The following is a 14,716-nucleotide window of genomic DNA, read 5'->3' as shown; positions in this document are numbered from 1 at the left end:
GAATCACATCATGCCTTCCATGCCGCCCATGCCGCCCGTGGGGTCGGCAGCGGCGCCACCGTTCTTCTCCGGCTTGTCCGCGACCACGGCCTCCGTGGTCAGGAACAGGCCGGCGATCGAAGCGGCGTTCTGCAGCGCGGAACGCGTGACCTTCGCCGGGTCGAGAACGCCGGCGCCGATCAGGTCCTCGTACTCGCCCGTGGCGGCGTTGAGGCCCTGGCCCTGCGGCAGGCTCTTGACCTTCTCCACCACGACGCCGCCCTCGAGACCGCTGTTGACGGCGATCTGCTTGAGCGGGCCCTCGACGGCGACCTTCACGATGTTCGCACCGGTCGCCTCGTCGCCCGAGAGCTGGAGGCCGTCGAACGCAGCCTTGGACGCCTGCAGCAGCGCGACGCCACCACCGGCGACGATGCCCTCCTCGACGGCGGCCTTGGCGTTACGCACCGCGTCCTCGATGCGGTGCTTGCGCTCCTTGAGTTCGACCTCCGTGGCGGCACCGGCCTTGATGACGGCAACGCCGCCGGCCAGCTTCGCCAGGCGCTCCTGCAGCTTCTCGCGGTCGTAGTCGGAGTCGCTGTTCTCGATCTCGGCGCGGATCTGGTTGACCCGGCCCTGGATCTGCTCCGCGTCGCCGACGCCGTCGACGATCGTGGTCTCGTCCTTCGTGACGACGACCTTGCGGGCCTGGCCCAGCAGGGAGATGTCGGCGTTCTCGAGCGTGAGGCCGACGTCCTCGCTGATGACCTGACCGCCGGTGAGGACGGCCATGTCCTGCAGCATCGCCTTGCGGCGGTCACCGAAGCCCGGGGCCTTGACGGCGACGGACTTGAAGGTGCCGCGGATCTTGTTGACGACGAGCGTGGCCAGGGCCTCGCCCTCGACGTCCTCGGCGATGATCAGCAGCGGCTTGTTGGTCTGCATGACCTTCTCGAGCAGCTGGACCATGTCCTTGATGTTCGAGATCTTCGATCCGAACAGCAGGATGTACGGGTCCTCGAGCACGGCCTCCTGACGCTCGGCGTCGGTGACCATGTAGCCCGAGACGTAGCCCTTGTCGAAGCGCATGCCCTCGGTGAGCTCGAGCTCGAGGCCGAAGGTGTTGGACTCCTCGACGGTGACGACGCCTTCCTTGCCGACCTTGTCGAGCGCCTCGGCGATCAGGTCGCCGATCGTGCGGTCGGCGGCCGAGATCGAGGCCGTGGCAGCGATCTGCTCCTTGGTCTCGACCTCCTGAGCGGCCTTGTGCAGCTGCTCGGTGACGGCCTCGACGGCCTGCTCGATGCCCTTCTTGAGGGCGATCGGGTCGGCGCCGGCGGCGACGTTGCGCAGGCCCTCCTTGACGAGGGACTGGGCGAGCACGGTGGCGGTCGTGGTGCCGTCACCCGCGACGTCGTCGGTCTTCTTGGCAACTTCCTTGACGAGTTCGGCCCCGATCTTCTCCCACGGGTCCTCGAGCTCGATCTCCTTCGCGATCGAGACACCGTCGTTGGTGATCGTCGGCGCGCCCCACTTCTTTTCGAGCACGACGTTGCGGCCACGCGGGCCGAGAGTCACCTTGACGGCCTCGGCGAGGGTGTTGAGGCCGCGCTCGAGTCCGCGGCGGGCGTCCTCGTCGAACGCAATCAGTTTGGCCATTGGGGTGTGGTCCTCCGGTAATCGGACACGTCACAGGCCAGGCTCGGTGCCCGCGACGGACGACCAGCCCGGGATCTCCCGGACGTGGCCTCACCGTCCCGACCTTCAGGTGCCGGTCGGCGACCGGCTACCTAGCACTCGACGGTGCCGAGTGCCAATCTCGTGTTTAGCACTCTCCGGGTGAGAGTGCAAGAAAGGGGTCCCCCGACACGGCCGTGCGACCATGCCCCAAGGGCACTTCGGTGGCATCGAACGCAGCCACGCGCCGGCGCGCGACAGCCTCCGAGGCCGAAACAGATTGACACGGGCGTACCAGAAACGCTTCGATCTCGCCCATGGAGCGATACCTGGTCACCGGAAGCGCCGGCCACCTCGGTGAAGCACTCGTGCGCACGCTGCGCGAACGCGGCGACGACGTCGTCGGCCTCGACATCCTCGACTCGCCGTTCACGACCGTCACCGGCTCGATCACCGACCGCGGCGTCGTGCGCAGCGCTCTCGACGGCGTCACCCGCGTCCTGCACACCGCGACCCTCCACAAGCCGCACGTCGGGTCGCACACGCGCCAGGACTTCGTGGACGTCAACGTCACCGGAACGCTGACGGTCCTCGAGGAGGCCGCCGCGGCCGATGTCCGCAGCGTGGTGTTCACCAGCAGTACGAGCGCGTTCGGTCGCGCACTCACCCCCGCACCGGGCCAACCCGCTGCGTGGATCACCGAGGACGTCCGCCCCGTGGTGCGCAACGTCTACGGCGCCACGAAGATCGCCGCCGAAGACCTGTGCGAACTACTCGCCCGCGACCTGGACCTGCCCGTGGTCGTACTGCGCACGTCGCGGTTCTTCCCCGAGGGAGACGACCGCGACGACGTGCGCCACGCTTTCGACGACACGAATCTCAAGGTCAACGAGTACGCCTACCGCCGCGTCGACCTCGAGGACGTCGTCGACGCTCACCTGCTCGCCGCCCACCGCGCACCGGAGCTGGGCTTCGACCGGTTCGTCATCAGCGCCACGACACCGTTCACACGGGCCGACGCCGCCGAACTCGCCACCGACGCCCCGGCCGTGTTCGCCCGCGTGCTGCCGGACCTTGCCGCACGGTACGAGGAGTGGGGCTGGCGCATGCTGCCCGCACTCGACCGCGTCTACTCGAACGAACGCGCACTCACGACGCTCGGCTGGCGGCCCCGCTACGACATCCGCGCCGCCGTCGAACTGGCCGAGAGCACCGGCACGGCACGCAGCCCGATGGCACGCGCCGTCGGCGCCAAGGGCTACCACTCGGAACCGACGGGCGTGTACACGACCTGAACCGCCGAGGGCTCAGTTGTCGGGCTCAGTTCTCGGGCTCCACCGGGATCGACTTCGGCGGAGCCTGCCCCGGCGAGGACTCGCCGGTCGGCGCGGTCTGCGAACCACCGGGACCGACCGGGATCTCCGGCACGGAGCTCGACGTGCCCGGGTCGCCGCCGGAGCCGCCACCGCCCTCGCTCTCCTCGTCCCCACCTGTCAGCAGGACGATCGCCACCACGGCACCCGCGATCAGAACGACGGCGAGTCCCGCCCACAGCCACCACTTGCCGCCGCCGCTCCGGCCGCCGCCCTGCCCTCCGGGGCCGCCGGGGCCGCCGGGGCCGCCGGGGCCACCCGGACCGGGGGGACCGCCCGGCGGAAACCCACCGGGCGGCGGACCACCAGCGGGCATCCCGGGCGGCGGAGTGCCGAACCCGGGCTGACCGCCCTGCGGCGGCCTGCCCAGTCCGGGAGGCGGGTTCTGCGCGGGATTGCCCGGCGGCGGAGTTCCGTAGGGCGGCTGTCCGGGTCCGCCGGGTCCGCCGGGTCCGCCGGGTCCGTACGGGCCGGGTTGTCCCGGGCCGCCCGGTCCGTACGGACCTCCGTGGCCCGGGCCTCCGTGGCCTTGTCCGGCCCCTCCGGGCCCCGGCTGTCCGCCCTGCGGTCCGTACGGACCGGGTTGTCCCGGCTGCTGAGGATGCACCAGGCCTCCCTCTTCCTGTCGCGAAGCCGTGTTCTGCCGCATCGCCGTACCGCCCGGCGATGCGTCCTGGGACGCAGCCGAGTGCCGGGACGCTCCGTCCCCCGGGCCGCCACTTCCGGAGGCGCCGCTTCCGGACACGCCGTTTCCGAAGGCAGATCCTGCGGAAGCACCCTCTCCGGGGCCGCCGCCTCGGAGACCACCCTGCTCCCCGAGTGCGCCCTGCTCCCGGATCGCCCCGTGGTCGATTCCGGACGGCGGGGTCGCCGCCTGTCCGGCGGTGACCCGTTCGGTGATCGGAGTCCCGGGCGCCCGGCCGTTGCCTGTGGCGAGGCCGTGCACGACACCCGCCGCGGCCCCGCCTGCCACGGCTCCGCCTGCCCCGGCACCCGCGTCCTGCGGTTCGCCCGCCAGTGCCTCACGTGCGGCGGCGATCAGCTCTACGCAGCAGGTGTAGCGCTCGCCGGGCCGCTTCGCCATGCCCCTGCGCACGACGGCGTCGATGCGGTCGCCGAGGCTCGGCACGGCACGGGACAGTGCCGGCGGTTCGCGGTTGAGGTGGCCCGCGATGACGGTCTGCACGTCGCCGGTGAACGGCGGCCTGCCCGCCAGGCAGGAGTAGAGCATGCAGGCGAGCGCGTACTGGTCGGTGCGGCCGTCGAGCTGTTCGCCGCGGAGGTGTTCCGGCGCCGCGTAGGTGGGCGAGCCGAGGAAGTCACCGCCGCGGGACGTTCGCTCGGCGGCGCCGCGTTCGGTGAGGCCGAAATCGGCGAGGTAGACGTGTTCGAGCCGGTCGCGCGCCCGCTGTCTACTCGTGACGAGCACGTTGGCGGGTTTGACGTCGAGGTGCACGAGGCCGTCGCGGTGAAGCGTGTCGAGGGCGTCGGCGACCTGGTCGAGCAGGCCGACGGCGCGCGCCGGGTCCATGGGTCCGTCGCCGCCGAGACCGGCCAGGTCCGCGCCGTCGACGTAGCGCATGGCGATGTAGAGCAGCCCGTCGAGTTCGCCGAAGTCGTACAGCGGCACGATGTTGGCGTGGTCGACGGCCGAGGTGTTGCGGGCCTCGTCCACGAACCGGTCACGGAACTCGGGGTCCGCGCCCGTGTGTTCGCCGATGATCTTCAACGCGACGCGGCGACCGAGGCGCACGTCCGTGGCCTCGTAGAGCACGCTCATGCCGCCGCGGCCGAGCACACCGTCGATGCGGTAGTTGCCCAGCTGCCGACCGGTGAGGTCCCCCGACACATCGCCTGACACAGCGCGCAGCCTAGCGGTCGGACCGCTGGTCGGACGCGAAGCGTCGGAAAGCCCCGGCCACCGTCCTCCCACTGTCGGGAACCGGCGAACCGGGAACGGACCGCAGCGCGATGCGCCGGAGGATCCCCGGTCGAGAAGAAAAACGGGAGTTACGAGACCTTCTTGACGTCGGCAGCCTGACTGCGGCCGTCCCGCCCCGCGGTGATCTCGAACTCCACCCGGTCACCCTCGTCGAGGGTGCGGAATCCTTCTGCCTGAATCGCGGAGTAATGCACGAAAACGTCGGGCCCCTCCGGGGACTCGATGAAGCCGTAGCCCTTTTCCGCGTTGAACCATTTGACCGTGCCGACTGCCACGGCGTCCTCCTTGTAGCAAACCGAAAAACGCTCCGAACGCAGCCTGTCTGCGCTCCAAGCGTCGATCACGCTACCGGAATCACACGGCTCGGCAATGGTCAATTTGCGGTAACGGGTTCGCCGACATCTCGCCGCCCGACGTGCGCGGTGAGTGACATCCACGAGAATCCGGTTCACCCACACAGCCCACGACGACCGTTGAAAAGTGAATCACCTGCACGGTGAACTCCCGGGAAAACCGGGAAAATCAGCGCCTGGCCTGGACCAGAACCGTACCGGGACCGGCGAAATCCAGAGCCAGTCCCTGTCCGGTGCGCACGGACTGTGGCCCCGCCGGGTCGAGGGCCCGCAACCGAACCTGGATCGTGTCCGGATAAGCGACCAGGAACGCGGGCCGCACCGTGACCATCTCGCCCGCATCGAGGTTGAGCAGGTCGACCGGGCCCTTCGCGCTCAGCACGAGCGACCCCGTCCCGCCGTAGTGCTCGAGGAACCCGTGATCGCCGCCGAACAGGTGCTGCAACCCGGGCCACGTCCCGTCCCGCCGGATCGACGCGGGCCGGGCCAGCACCCGCGACTCCGGCACCGTGGAGACGCACCAGCCGCTGCGCCCGTCGAAGCCGAGCGGGTAGACGTCACCGGGCGTCTCCGGGGCGAGGTCGACCCAGCCGCCGCCGGAGGGCGCGGTCAGCACCGTCGGCTCACCGCGCACGGGCCGGGACACGGACACGCCGAAGCTGCTCGCCATGATCGCCTTCGCCGGCGCCTGCACCGCCTCACCCTCGGCGAGCACGATGCGGGCGACACCGAACGTCGGCGTGTGCCGGGTGTGGACCTCCATGCCCTACCGCCCTGGCACCTGCTGCACGACCCACGCCGCCAGGGCCGACGGGTTGCGGGTCTGGGTCATGATCTGGCCGGGGCCCGCGAAGTCGAACACCAGCCCCTCGCCGCTCTTGGCGCTCTGCATCATGCCGCCGGAGATCGTGCGCAGCTGCGACTGGACCGTCTCCGCGTAGGCCACCACGTGACCGGAGTCGATCGTGACCATCTCGCCCGGCTGCAGGTTGACGACCTCGAGCGCGCCGTAGCACGACACGAGCACCGGCCCCTGGCCCGCCGCGTACGTCAGGAAACCGCCCTCGCCGCCGAACAGGTTCTTGAACCCGCCCCACTGGGTCTGCAGGTTGACGGTGTGGGCCGAGGCGATCCACGACCCGCGGGTGATGCACCAGCCCATCCGGCCGTCGAGGTTGATCACCTGCAGGTCACCGGGCAGGCACGCCGCGACGTCGACCCAGCCCCCGTTCTGCGGCGCGGTGTAGGTGCTGATGAACATCGACTCGCCGCCGAACACGGCCCGCCCGAGCCCTTTCATCACGCCGCCCTGTGTGGACGCCTGCACCTGCACGCCGTAACTCGTCGCGACCATCGCGCCCGCTTCGACCTGGACGGGCTCGCCCGGGGCGAGCATGATGCGCCCGACCGCGAACGACGGCTGGTGCCGCAGCTGTACCTGCACGAAACCTCCCCACGTGTGACACGGAGTCCGCCTCCCTGGGGCTCCGAGCGGGGAGAGTCTGACACAGCCACCATCGGCGAGGAGGATGACCGGCGTGATCTCCGTCGACGAACACCGCGCACAGGTGACCGAGCTGCTGGGCCGCAGGCCCGCGGTGAGCAGGCCCGTCACCGAGTGCGCCGGACTGGTACTGGCCGAGGACGTCGCGGCGACCGTGTCGCTGCCGCCGTTCGACAACTCCGCGATGGACGGCTACGCCGTGCGCTCCGCCGAGGTCGCGGGCGCGAGCGAGGACACGCCCGTCGAGTTGAGCGTCGGGACCGACATCCCCGCGGGCCTCACCGACGTGCCCGCGCTGCCGCCCGGCACGGCGCACCGCATCATGACCGGCGCCCCCATGCCCGAGGGAGCCGACGCCGTGGTGATGGTCGAACGGACCGACGGCGGCACGTCGCGCGTGCGGATCCACGCCGAGTCGGCGCCGGGCACGCACGTGCGCCGCACCGGTGAGGACGTCGCGGTGGGGACCGTCGCACTCGAGGCGGGCACCGTGTGCGGACCCGCCCAGCTGGGCCTCGCCTCGGCCGTCGGGAGGGACACCCTCGCAGTCATCGCAGCACCGCGCGTGCTCGTGGTGTCGACCGGCACGGAGCTGGTGCTGCCCCCGGAACCGCTGGCCCACGGCCGGATCTACGAGTCCAACAGCGTCATGCTCGGCGCGGCGCTCCGGGCACTGGGGTGCGAGGTGCACACGGTCCGCAGCGTCGCCGACGACGTCGACAGCTTCCGCGCGGCCATCGAACCGTGGCTCGCCGAGGTCGACCTCGTCGTCACCTCCGGCGGTGTCAGCGCAGGCGCCTACGAGGTCGTGAAGGACACGCTGACCGGGGCGGGCGTGACGTTCACGAAGGTCGCGATGCAGCCCGGCGGCCCCCAGGGATGCGGCACGTGGGACGGCGTCCCCGTCGTCACGCTGCCCGGCAACCCGGTGAGCGTGCTGGTGTCGTTCGAGGCGTTCCTGCGGCCCGCGATCCGCTCCTCGCTCGGCCACTCCGACCCCGACCGCACCGTGGTGCGCGCGCGACTGCTCGAGACGCTCACGTCGCCGCGAGGCAAACGCCAGTTCCGCCGCGGCTTCTACTCGCACCCCGACGGGGACGTGACCGGTGTGGTCGGCCCGCGCGGCGGCCCGGCCTCACACCTGCTCGCGGCGCTGTCGCAGGCCAACTGCCTGATCGTGCTCGACGAGGACACCACCGAGGCACCCTCCGGCTCCGAGGTGGACGTGATGCTGCTCTGACGGACGTGAGGCGGCCGCCGGGGCGTTACCCGCGCGGAGTAGCGTGGTCGCGTTCGAGGTTCACCTACGCGAACGGAACAGACGACCGCACCATGGCTTCCGACGGCATACCGGCGTCCACGACCGACCAGGCTTCCGGGGCCTCCACGATCTCCGGAGCCCTCGGCCACGCCGCGGCGCTCACCAGGGAAACGCTGCCGCCGATGCATCCGGCCGGCAGACCGTTCGTGCTCGGCGGTCTCGCCGCGACGCTCGCCTTGCGCAAGGTGTCGACGGGCCTCGGTGTCGTCGCCGGCCTGGGCACGCTCGCGACGGCGGCGTTCTTCCGCGAACCGCACCGCGTGCCGCCGCAACGCGAGGACCTGGTCGTCGCCGCCGCGGACGGCACCGTGTCGCTGATCTCCGACGCCGTACCGCCCGCCGAGCTCGGTCTGCCCGACCGGCCGCGCACCCGCGTGAGCGTGTTCCTGTCGATGTTCGACGTCCACGTGCAGCGCATGCCCGTCGGCGGCACCGTGGAACGCGTGGCCTACCGGCCGGGCACGTTCCTGTCCGCCGACCTCGACAAGGCCAGCGAGGACAACGAGCGCAACTCGCTGCTGCTGCGCACCGACGCGGGCCGCGAGGTGGTCGTCACGCAGATCGCCGGGCTGGTCGCGCGGCGCATCGTGTGCCAGGTCGCCAAGGGCGAGCGCCACGACGTCGGCACGACCTACGGGCTGATCCGCTTCGGTTCCCGCGTCGACACCTACCTGCCGCCGGACAGCCGCGTCCTCGTCCGCGAGGGCCAGCGCACCATCGGCGGCGAAACCGCCATCGCCGACACCGCCCCCGCTGCGAGGGACCGACCGTGATGTCGCGGACCACTCCTGGCGTCCGGCTGCTGCCGAACGCCATCACCGTGCTCGCCCTGTGCGCGGGCCTTTCCGCCGTGCAGTTCGCCCTGACAGGCGACTACGTGCTGTCCATCGGCGCCATCGGCGTGGCGGCGATCCTGGACAGTCTCGACGGGCGGATCGCCCGCCTGCTCGACGCGTCGTCGAAGATGGGTGCCGAGCTCGACTCGCTGTCCGACGCGATCTCGTTCGGCGTCGCCCCCGCGCTGGTGCTGTACGTGTGGCTGCCCGGCGACGACCGGTTCGGCTGGGTCGTCGCGCTGATCTTCGCGGTCTGCATGGTGTTGCGGCTGGCCCGGTTCAACACGCTGCTCGACGAGGACCAACCGCCGTTCGCGAACGAGTTCTTCGTCGGCGTGCCCGCTCCCGCGGGCGGGTTGACGGCGCTGTTGCCGGTGATCGTCACGCTCGAGTTCGGCACCGGCTGGTGGTCGTCGCAGCCGGTGGTGTGGCTGTGGACGGTCGCCACGGCGGCGTTGCTGATCAGCCGCATCCCCACCCTGTCGCTGAAGAAGCTGCGCGCACCCGCCAAGGCGGTCGCGCCGCTGCTCGTGGGCGTCGGCCTGCTCGCGGCCGCGGTCATCCAGTACCCGCTGATCGCTCTCGCGGCGGCACTGGTGCTGTACCTGGCCCACATCCCGTACGCGGTGCGGCGGTACCACTGGCTCGCCGCGCACCCCGAGGCGTGGGACGTGCCGGGACGCGAACGGCGTGCGATGCGCAGGGGCCTGCGCGGGCAGCGGCGGCTGGGGCTGCGCAGGCCGCGGCTCCGCCAGGTGGCCGGTGCCGCGCGCAGGGCCGTCCAGCGCTCCGACGGGTCCGGCACCGGGCCCGCCACCTCGCACGTCTCACGGGTGTATCCGCCCGTCGATCCGGCACGGACGTCGTCCCGCAAGCGCGGCTGGCGCCGCATCGGACTCCGCCAACGCGAACGCTGAGACCAGGCGGCCGCCTACGCCGCGCCACGTGCCGGACTGCTGTGGGCACTCCGGTCACGAATACTCCAGGCGCGTGCGAGGGGAAGATTCGTCGCGTTGAACGCCCCCAAGGGCACTTTGGTTGCATTGAACGCGACCAAAGTGCCCTTGGGGGCATCGACACCTCCTAGAGTGGCCGCTGTGACGTCCTCCGCTCAGATCACGCTCACCGTCCGGCACACGCCGTCCGCACTCGACTCGCGCCGCGGAGTCGTCCGCCTGCATCCCGAGGTGCTGGACGCCCTCGGCCTGCGGTCCTGGGACGCGGTGCGCCTCACAGGTGCCCGTGCCAGCGCCGCACTGGCCGCACCTGCCGAGGACGGCGCGCCCGGAGTCGTGCTGGCCGACGACGTCACGATGTCGAACCTGGGTGTCACCGAGGGCTCCGAGATCGTCGTCGCACCGTGTGCCGCGACCGTCGCGCGCACCGTCACCGTGTCGGGCTCCCGGCTCGCCACGATGTCGGTCACGGCGACGACCCTGCGGCAAGCGCTTGCGGGCAAGGTGCTGACCGTCGGCGACGCCGTGTCGCTGCTGCCCCAGGACCTGTCGCCGCCGCCGGGAACGGACGTGGCGGCGGTCCGCGGCACGCTCTCCCGCACGGTGGGCGCGACGTGGACGACGGAACTGCTCACCGTCACCGCCACCGACCCGGCGACAGGTCCCGTCGTGGTCGGCCAGTCCACGGTGGTGCGCTGGCGCGGCGACGACACCGCTCCGGCCGCGGAGACCGTCACCGACGCCGGCGGCACCGCGGCACAGGCACAGTCGACCCCGTTGCAGGCACCGCGCGCCGGTTCCTCCTCGGCCGCCACCGAGTCCGCGGCCGGGCCCGACGTCGCCGAGATCGCCGTGACCGAACCGTCGGACACCGCCGACACTGTCCCGGTGTCCGAACTCGCAGGCCACTCCGCAGCGGCGCGCACCCTCGCCGAGTGGTTCGACCTCGCCTTCCACCGTCCGGAGCTGCTCGCCAAGCTCGGCACGTCGTCGCGACTCGGCGTGCTGCTCGCCGGGCCGGAAGGCGTCGGCAAGGCCACGCTGGCACGGTCGGTCGCCCACGCCGAGAAGGTCCGGGTCGTGACCCTCGCCGCTCCGACGCTCGCGGTACTCGAACCCGACGCCGCGCTGAACCGCCTCGCCCGCGCCGTCGACGCCGTCACGTCCGGCGACGGTTCGGGCGTGCTGCTGCTCACCGACGTCGACGCGCTGCTTCCCGCCCATCAGCAACCGCCCGTGGCGACCGTGCTCCTCGACCGGATCCGGCAGGCGCTCGCCGAACCGGGTTTCGCCCTCGTCGCCACGACCGCCCACCCCGAGTCGGTCGACCCGCGCCTGCTGGCCGCCGACCTGCTCGACCGCGAACTGACGCTCTCCCAGCCGGACGCCGGCGTGCGCACCGACCTGCTGCGCATCCTGTTCCGCGACGTCCCCGTGGAATCCGATGTGGATTTCGGGGCGATCGCCGAGCGCACACCCGGGTTCGTGGCCGCCGACCTGCTCGCCCTGCGCCGCGACGCCGCCGTACGCGGCGCCCTCCGTCAGCGCGACGACGACACCGCGAGCGGCGGCGAGCCCACCATCGCCCAGCAGGACCTGGTCGACGCGCTCTCGTCGGTCCGTCCGATTTCGATGTCCGAATCGGACACGCTCGCCACCGGCGGACTGACGCTCGACGACGTCGGCGGCATGGACGACATCAAACAGTCGCTCACCGAGGCCGTGCTGTGGCCGTTGCGCTACCCGGACTCGTTCGCACGCCTCGGCGTGGCACCACCCCGCGGCGTCATGCTGTACGGCCCACCGGGCAACGGCAAGACGTTCCTCGTGCGCGCACTCGCCGGGGAGGGCGCGCTCAACGTGTTCGCGGTCAAGGGTGCCGAGCTGATGGACAAGTTCGTCGGCGAATCGGAACGATCCGTGCGTGAGCTGTTCCACCGGGCCGCCGAAGCCGCCCCGTCACTGATCTTCCTCGACGAGGTCGACGCCCTCGCGCCCCGCCGCGGCCAGGGCAGCGACTCCGGCGTGGCCGACCGGGTCGTCGCCGCGCTGCTGACCGAGCTCGACGGGGTCGAACCGCTGCGCGACGTCGTCGTCCTCGGCGCCACGAACCGGCCCGAACTCGTCGACCCGGCCCTGCTGCGGCCCGGCAGGCTGGAGCGGCAGATCTACGTGCCGCCGCCGACGGCCGAGGCCCGCGCGGACATCCTGCGCTCGGCGGCCAAGAACACGCCGCTCGCCGACGACGTGGACCTGGCCGAACTCGCCACGGCCCTGGAACGCTACTCGGCGGCCGACTGCGCGGCGCTGATCCGCGAGGCCGCGCTGACCGCGATGCGCGAATCGCTCGAGGCCACCGAGGTCACCGCTGCGCACCTCGACAAGGCACGCAGCGTCGTCCGCCCATCGCTCGACCCGCAACAGCTCGCCGACCTGGAGGAGTACGCCCGCAACCGGTGACCCGGCACACGCCGGTCGGCCCGGCAGGCGCCCGAGGTGGTGACGTCCGGGGTGCACCGGGGCGCGGCGCCCGGGTCCCGACCTCCGGGCACGACCTCTCCGGGGTCAGCGGTTCTGGGCGTAGTCCTTCGTCACGATCACGATGACGCCGGGGCTCGAGTCCTGGATGCCGTCGAACCGCTTCGCGAACTTGATGCCGAGGTCCGAGGCGAGCACGCGGGCCGCGTGCTCCTCGTCGGTGCCGGGGCGGAAGTAGGCGGTACTCTCCGGGATGATGCCGTCGGAGTAGTTCGACTCCTCGACGACGTTCCAGCCCTGCGCACGCAGGTCGTCGGCGGCGGTGCGCGCCAGCCCGCGGATCGTGGAGTTGTTGTACACCCGCACGTGGACCGACTTGATGTTCACCTTCTGGTTCTCGCCGCCGTTCGCGGAGCCGCCGTTGCCGGAGCCGTTCCCGGAGCCGTTCCCGGAGCCGTTGCCATTGCCGGTGCCGTCCGCGGATCCGCCTCCGTCGGCACCGTCTCCGCCGTCCGTGCTGCCGTCCCCGGAACCGCCATCACTGCCGTTACCGCTGCCGGACCCGTCGCCGTCGGAGCCGTCGCCGCCGTTCCCACCGCTGCCGTCGCCGCCGTCGTTGTCGCCGGAGCCGTCCCCGGAGTCGGGCTGCTGACCGTCCGGCGAACCGGACTGTCCGCCGTCACCGTTGCCGGGCGTGTTCGTCTCCGAGGTCTCCTGCGCGGCCGGGTCCGGATCGTCACCGCCCGTCACCACGGTGACGCCACCGATCACCGCCGCGATCACCGCGACCGCCAGCAGGCCGAGCCCCGCGGCACGCAGGGGCCTGGACAGACCGTCGAAAATGCTCATGACAGCTCAATCCCCAACCGGCGCGCCGCACGCACCCGCTGCCGGGACGCGCGGGCCTTCCGAAGCCGCTTCACCAGCATCGGGTCGGCCTGCATGGCGTCCTGTTTGTCGATAAGTCGATTCAGAATCTGGTAGTAGCGCGTCGGCGACATCGCGAACAGTTCCCGGATGCCCTGTTCCTTCGCGCCCGCGTACTTCCACCACTGCCGCTCGAACGCGAGCACCTCACGCTCACGCTCCGTGAGCCCGCCGCCCGCGTCGGCACTGTCCGGCGAGGACTCCCTCGGCGACGACGATGTACCGTTGTCCCCCGTCGACTCCGCGGCGTCCATGTGGCTCCTCGCAGGCGTTCTCGGCGAATAACACGGATGTGGTTTCCGCAGGCGCCATTAGATCACGCACGACCACCGCCAGTGGTGTAACCCGCCCCCGGCGCGTCCCGTCACAGCGACGTCACACACCGTCGCCGGTTCCGGCCGGGGCGCCGCGGCGAGCGCCCGCGGAGAGGCTCCGCGACGCTGGCCCGCCCGTCACCCGACCGCCAACCCCCCACGGAGTCGCTCCGCGACGCTGCTTCAATGGGTCGGGTGAGCATCCATCCCATCGTCATCGCCGGTGACCCCGTGCTGCACAACCCCACCCGCGAGGTGACGGAGTACGACGACAAGCTGGCCGCACTCGTCGACGACATGTTCGAGACGATGTACGCGGCCGAGGGCGTCGGGCTCGCAGCCAACCAGATCGGCCTCGACCTGCGTCTGTTCGTGTACGACTGCCCCGACGACGAGGGCGTGCGGCACAAGGGTGTCGTGGTGAACCCCAAGCTCGAGACGTCCGAGATCCCGGAGACGATGCCCGACCCGGACGACGACTGGGAAGGCTGCCTGTCCGTGCCGGGCGAGGCGTACCCGACCGGACGCGCCTCGTGGGCGAAGGTGACCGGATTCGACGCCGACGGCAAACCCGTCGAGGTCGAAGGCACCGGATACTTCGCTCGCTGCCTGCAGCACGAGACCGACCATCTCGACGGCTACATCTACCTCGACCGGCTCACGGGCAGGTACGCCCGCGCGGCGAAGAAGATGCTCAAGAAGAACGACTGGACGGCGGCGGGCAACAGCTGGCTTCCCCCGAAGGAGCCGTGACGCCCGGCCCTTCTCTCCGCCGGAACCACCGTCCACGACGGGATTTCCGGCCTCCATACCTCCAGGCGGGCGTTCGCGACGGAATTCGCGAGCGCCCGCCTGTTGCTTGTCGCGGCCGATGCTGGCATCGTCGCTGACGGAAGAACTACATCGAACGCGGGAGCTCGCGCCTTGGCGGGCTGAGAGGGCGACTGGGGCCGACCCGGTGTCGCCGACCGCACGAACCTGACTGGATAATGCCAGCGTAGGGAGTGAACGTCGTTGCCGACGCCTGTTTCCGACAATTCCGCCGTGTCCGCGACC

The 14,716-nt window shown here is 71.3% G+C and carries 13 protein-coding genes and 1 riboswitch; of the genes, 6 read left to right on the top strand and 7 right to left on the bottom strand.

The window, feature by feature from the left end; translation table 11 throughout:
- Positions 1-3: 3 nt before the first annotated feature.
- Positions 4-1,638: a chaperonin GroEL gene (groL, locus tag LY13_RS03525; RefSeq protein WP_253826662.1), complete on the bottom strand. Its 1,635-nt coding sequence runs from the start codon at positions 1,636-1,638 to the stop codon at positions 4-6.
- Between the two features lie 335 nt (positions 1,639-1,973).
- Here groL and LY13_RS03520 point away from each other — a divergent pair, with 335 nt between their 5' ends.
- Positions 1,974-2,951: an NAD-dependent epimerase/dehydratase family protein gene (locus tag LY13_RS03520; protein ID WP_253826661.1), complete on the top strand. Its 978-nt coding sequence runs from the start codon at positions 1,974-1,976 to the stop codon at positions 2,949-2,951.
- 25 nt (positions 2,952-2,976) lie between these two features.
- On the opposite strand, the gene LY13_RS03515 is transcribed toward LY13_RS03520, so the two are convergent.
- The 4 genes from LY13_RS03515 to LY13_RS03500 all read right to left on the bottom strand — a co-directional run bounded on the left by LY13_RS03515 (position 2,977) and on the right by LY13_RS03500 (position 6,768).
- Positions 2,977-4,890 carry a serine/threonine-protein kinase gene (locus tag LY13_RS03515; protein ID WP_253826660.1) on the bottom strand — a complete coding sequence of 638 codons (1,914 nt, stop codon included), beginning with the start codon at positions 4,888-4,890 and terminating at the stop codon, positions 2,977-2,979.
- A 149-nt stretch (positions 4,891-5,039) separates the two neighbouring features.
- Positions 5,040-5,246, bottom strand: a complete 207-nt coding sequence (locus tag LY13_RS03510) for a cold-shock protein (protein ID WP_030532335.1) — start codon at positions 5,244-5,246, stop codon at positions 5,040-5,042.
- A 247-nt stretch (positions 5,247-5,493) separates the two neighbouring features.
- Entirely contained in the window at positions 5,494-6,087 is a 594-nt protein-coding gene (locus LY13_RS03505) for an AIM24 family protein (RefSeq protein ID WP_253826659.1), read from the bottom strand.
- A gap of 3 nt (positions 6,088-6,090) precedes the next feature.
- Positions 6,091-6,768, bottom strand: coding sequence for a TIGR00266 family protein (locus LY13_RS03500; protein WP_253826658.1), 678 nt, complete (start codon positions 6,766-6,768; stop codon positions 6,091-6,093).
- A gap of 85 nt (positions 6,769-6,853) precedes the next feature.
- Here LY13_RS03500 and moeA point away from each other — a divergent pair, with 85 nt between their 5' ends.
- The 4 genes from moeA to LY13_RS03480 all read left to right on the top strand — a co-directional run bounded on the left by moeA (position 6,854) and on the right by LY13_RS03480 (position 12,401).
- Positions 6,854-8,068 carry a molybdopterin molybdotransferase MoeA gene (moeA, locus tag LY13_RS03495; protein ID WP_253826657.1) on the top strand — a complete coding sequence of 405 codons (1,215 nt, stop codon included), beginning with the start codon at positions 6,854-6,856 and terminating at the stop codon, positions 8,066-8,068.
- 203 nt (positions 8,069-8,271) lie between these two features.
- Positions 8,272-8,922 (top strand): phosphatidylserine decarboxylase, encoded by a 651-nt coding sequence (locus LY13_RS03490; protein WP_253826796.1) that lies wholly within the window; start codon positions 8,272-8,274, stop codon positions 8,920-8,922.
- Complete coding sequence (pssA, locus tag LY13_RS03485) at positions 8,922-9,902, top strand: CDP-diacylglycerol--serine O-phosphatidyltransferase (protein ID WP_253826656.1); 981 nt, start codon at positions 8,922-8,924, stop codon at positions 9,900-9,902. The genes LY13_RS03490 and pssA overlap by 1 nt, the downstream gene beginning before the upstream one ends.
- Before the next feature lie 180 nt (positions 9,903-10,082).
- On the top strand, positions 10,083-12,401 hold the full coding sequence (locus tag LY13_RS03480; RefSeq protein WP_372493732.1) for an AAA family ATPase: 2,319 nt from the start codon (positions 10,083-10,085) through the stop codon (positions 12,399-12,401).
- 105 nt (positions 12,402-12,506) lie between these two features.
- Here LY13_RS03480 and LY13_RS03475 read toward each other — a convergent pair whose 3' ends face one another.
- Together LY13_RS03475 and LY13_RS03470 are read right to left on the bottom strand one after the other, a co-directional pair.
- On the bottom strand, positions 12,507-13,268 hold the full coding sequence (locus LY13_RS03475) for a LytR C-terminal domain-containing protein (protein ID WP_253826654.1): 762 nt from the start codon (positions 13,266-13,268) through the stop codon (positions 12,507-12,509).
- A complete protein-coding gene (locus LY13_RS03470; RefSeq protein WP_253826653.1) occupies positions 13,265-13,600 on the bottom strand; it encodes a DUF3263 domain-containing protein in 336 nt (111 codons plus the stop codon). Before LY13_RS03470 ends, LY13_RS03475 begins: the two co-directional genes overlap by 4 nt.
- Before the next feature lie 255 nt (positions 13,601-13,855).
- On the opposite strand from LY13_RS03470, the gene LY13_RS03465 reads away from it, so the two are divergent.
- Positions 13,856-14,413 (top strand): peptide deformylase, encoded by a 558-nt coding sequence (locus LY13_RS03465; RefSeq protein WP_253826652.1) that lies wholly within the window; start codon positions 13,856-13,858, stop codon positions 14,411-14,413.
- 146 nt (positions 14,414-14,559) lie between these two features.
- Positions 14,560-14,681, top strand: a riboswitch (TPP riboswitch).
- Positions 14,682-14,716: the final 35 nt, after the last annotated feature.

It is taken from the genome of Prauserella aidingensis (genome assembly GCF_024171865.1).
In the GTDB taxonomy this organism is placed as follows: domain Bacteria; phylum Actinomycetota; class Actinomycetes; order Mycobacteriales; family Pseudonocardiaceae; genus Prauserella; species Prauserella aidingensis.
Note: the sequence above shows the minus strand (reverse complement) of the source record. Positions and strands in the feature narration are given on the sequence as shown.